General features: G+C 73.0%; 5 protein-coding genes. All 5 read left to right on the top strand.

All coding sequences use genetic code 11. The features are described 5' to 3' along the window. Positions 1-628 (top strand): SDR family oxidoreductase (locus H5J29_RS25625; protein ID WP_181783584.1); only part of this gene is annotated, 628 nt, incomplete at its 5' end. Between the two features lie 4 nt (positions 629-632). Further along, positions 633-1,535: an acyl-CoA thioesterase gene (locus H5J29_RS25620; protein WP_181783583.1), complete on the top strand. Its 903-nt coding sequence runs from the start codon at positions 633-635 to the stop codon at positions 1,533-1,535. Positions 1,536-1,575: 40 nt separating this feature from the next. Next, positions 1,576-2,181 carry a TetR/AcrR family transcriptional regulator gene (locus H5J29_RS25615; protein WP_312858404.1) on the top strand — a complete coding sequence of 202 codons (606 nt, stop codon included), beginning with the start codon at positions 1,576-1,578 and terminating at the stop codon, positions 2,179-2,181. Further along, positions 2,171-2,623, top strand: coding sequence for a nuclear transport factor 2 family protein (locus H5J29_RS25610; protein WP_181783581.1), 453 nt, complete (start codon positions 2,171-2,173; stop codon positions 2,621-2,623). The genes H5J29_RS25615 and H5J29_RS25610 overlap by 11 nt, the downstream gene beginning before the upstream one ends. 52 nt (positions 2,624-2,675) lie before the next feature. Further along, positions 2,676-3,452, top strand: coding sequence for an enoyl-CoA hydratase/isomerase family protein (locus H5J29_RS25605; RefSeq protein ID WP_181783580.1), 777 nt, complete (start codon positions 2,676-2,678; stop codon positions 3,450-3,452). Positions 3,453-3,494: the final 42 nt, after the last annotated feature.

Genomic DNA, 3,494 nt, shown 5'->3' with positions numbered 1-3,494 from the left:
GTTCGGCGGGACCTTCCACGAGGCCGACGTGACGGACTTCGCGGGCACCGAGCAGGTCCTCGCCGCGGCCGTCGAGGAGCTCGGCGGGCTGCACGTCACGGTCACGACCGCGGGCGGCGGCGTCGCCAAGCGCACCCTGGGCAAGGAGGGCCCGCACGACCTGGAGACCTTCCGGACGGTGCTGGACCTCAACGCCGTCGCGACGTTCAACATCTCCCGGCTCGCCGCCGCCCACATGGCGCGCAACGAGCCGGAGGACCCCGAGACGACCGGAGAGCGCGGCGTCATCATCAACACCGCCTCGATCGCCGCGTTCGAGGGCCAGATCGGGCAGGTCGCCTACACCGCGGCCAAGGCCGCGATCGCCGGCATGTGCCTCACGATGGCCCGCGACCTCGGCTCGCTCGGCATCCGGGTGCTCGCCATCGCCCCGAGCCTGTTCGCCACCGGCGCCGTGGCCCGCATCCCGGCGGACATGGCGGCGGCGCTCACCAAGGACGCGGCCTTCCCGCGTCGGATGGGCCGTCCCGAGGAGTACGCCAAGCTCGCGCTGGCCATCGTGGACAACCCGATGCTGAACGGCCAGTGCCTGCGGCTCGACGCGGGTCAGCGGTTCGGTCCGAGGTAGGCCGATGAGCACGACGTCGGTGGGACGGGGTGGGCACGGCCTCGCCGCGCTCATGGAGCTGGAGCGGGTCGGCCGGGACCGGTTCCGCAGCGGCACGGTGGTGCATCCGGCGCGGCCGAACCGGCCGCTGCGGGTCTTCGGCGGGCAGGTCGCCGGGCAGGCGCTGGTCGCCGCGGGCCGCACGGTGCCCGACGACCGCGCCGTCCACTCCCTGCACGCACACTTCCTGCGGGCCGGGGAGCAGGCCGAGCCGATCGACTACGCCGTCGAGGCGCTGCGCGACGGGGGGAGCTACAGCACCCGACGGGTGGTGGCCGAGCAGCGCGGCGAGGCGATCTTCACGCTGACGGCCTCCTTCGCCCGCGCCGAGGAGGGCTTCCGCCACCAGGTCCCGCGCTCCGCCGGGGTGGATCCCGAGGACCTGCCGCCCGCGATGGAGGTCGTCGCGGCGGCGGGCGAGCCGAACGTCAGCTGGTTCACCGCGCTGCAGTCGATGTGGCCGCTGGAGATGCGGTTCGACGGCGACCTGCCGCGGATCGCCAGCGTCCGCGGAGAGCGCGGGGAACCCCGGCAGCGGTTCTGGCTGCGGTCCCTCGAGCCGCTGGGGGACGACCCGCTCGTCCACGTGGGAGCGGTCACCTACGCGTCGGACGTCTTCCTGCTCAGCGTGGCGCTCCCGCCGCACGGGTACTACGTCGGCGGGCCCGGGCTCGCGTTCGCCAGCCTCGACCATGCCGTCTGGTTCCACCGCCCCTTCCGCGCCGACGAGTGGTTCCACTACGACCAGGAGAGCACCTGGGCGGGCAACGGCCGGGCGCTGTGTCGCGGGCTCGTGTTCGACCGGGCGGGCGAGCTGGTGGCCTCGGTCATGCAGGAGGCCCTGATCCGCAGGACGGGTGATGGATAGTCTGCTGACGGATCCGGACCCGGCTGGAAGGAGGCGGACGGTGACCTCGCCTGCCGAGCGGACCGCGATCATCGAGGCGGCGTACCGCGTGCTGTCCGCGAGCGGTGGGGACAGTGTCGCGGTCAGCGAGATCCTGCGGGACGCGGGGCTGTCCACCCGGGCCTTCTACCGGCACTTCGACTCCAAGGACGCCCTGCTCCTGGCCATGTTCCGGCAGGAGACGGCGGCCATGACCGCGCGGCTCGAGGCCGCGGTCGCGGCCGCGCCGACCACCCCCGACGCGCTGCGGGTGTGGGTCCAGGAGTTCCTGCGCGTCGCGTCGTCGCCCCGTCGTCGACAGCGGGCCGTGATCCTCTCCTCCGAAGAGGTCACCCGGGCCCGCGGCTACCTCGCGGCCCGCCAGAACATGCTGCTCCAGCAGGAACGCGCGATCGCGGACCTGCTGCGACGGGGCCTGCTCGACGGCTCCTTCCCCTGGGCCGACCCCGCCGCCGACGCCCGCTCGGTGCGGGCCGCGATCGGGCAGGCCTTCGACAGCCTGATGCACGGCCTGGCCGAGGTCGCGGCGGACGAGGCGGCCGCGCAGGTCGTCGACTTCGCCTTCCGGGCCGTCGGGCACACCGCGAAGGTACGACATGACTCCTGACCAGCTGCTCGCCACCGAGGCGATCCGGTACACCCAGTCCGTCTACAACACCGAGGGCGACCGCGGACGCGTCGACGCCCTGCTGGAGGCCTTCCTCCCCGAGGGCGTCCTCGAGTTCCACGGCACCGCCCACGAGGGCCGGGAGGCGATCCGCGCGGCGCTGTCCCCCAAGGCCGCCGCGGTCCGCAGCACGGCCGCCGACACGCCTCGACGGGTCTTCCTGCGGCACAACCTCACCACCTCGCGCATCGAGTTCGACGGCGCGGACGCGGCGGACGCCTGGACCTACTTCATGGTCGTGTCCCCGATCGGGCTGGACCACACCGGCGTCTACGTGGACCGCTTCGTCCGGCGGGGCGACCGCTGGCTGCTGGCCCGCCGCCGCGTGAAGATCGACTGGGCGGCGCCGGACTCGCCGCAGGCCGCCCACGTGCCCGAATAGGATACTCTTCTCGCCACCCCGGCCGCGTCGCCGGACCCGGACCGGAGGAACGATGGACCAGCTGACCACGCTGACGTACGACCTCAGCGACCACGTCGCCACGGTGACCCTCAACCGTCCGGAGGCGATGAACAGCTTCAACCAGGCCATGTGCGAGGAGTTCGCCGCGATCTGGGCCGAGGTCAAGGCGGACGACGAGGTGCACGCCGTGGTCCTGCGCGCCGCGGGCGAGCGGGCCTTCTGCACCGGGGTCGACGTGAAGGAGGGCATCCACCGCGAGTCGAACGTCTTCTCCCAGACCGACCCCGGGGAGAGCCTGTCCCCCAAGCTCAACCAGGTCTGGAAGCCGCTGGTCGTGGCCGTGCACGGGATGGCCGCGGGCGGTGCCTTCTACTGGATCAACGAGGCGGACATCGTCATCTGCTCCGACGACGCCACGTTCTTCGACCCGCACGTCTCCTACGGCATGACGGCGGCCCTCGAGCCGATCGGGCTGGCCCGGCGCATCCCGCTCGGCGAGACCCTGCGGATCGCGCTGCTCGGCCTCGACGAGCGGCTCTCCCCGGAGCGCGCGATGCAGATCGGGCTCGTCAGCGAGATCCTGCCCCGCGCCGACCTATGGAAGCGGGCGGACGAGATCGCCCACCTCATCGCCGCCAAGCCGCCCGCCGCGATCCAGGGCACCGTGCGGGCGATCTGGGAGTCGCTGGACAGCACCCGCACCCAGGCCCTGCGCACCGGCCTGTCCTATACCCAGATCGGCAACCCGATCGGGCAGGCGCAGGTGGAGCGGAGCTCCGTGCCGCGGCGGAGCTGGACGCTGCGGTAGCGCGGGCGCCTCACAGTCCGGTGGGCCGCCCGCTCTCGACCA

The sequence above is a fragment of the Pseudonocardia pini genome (assembly GCF_013870575.1).
Taxonomy (GTDB): domain Bacteria; phylum Actinomycetota; class Actinomycetes; order Mycobacteriales; family Pseudonocardiaceae; genus Pseudonocardia; species Pseudonocardia pini.
Note: the sequence above shows the minus strand (reverse complement) of the source record. Positions and strands in the feature narration are given on the sequence as shown.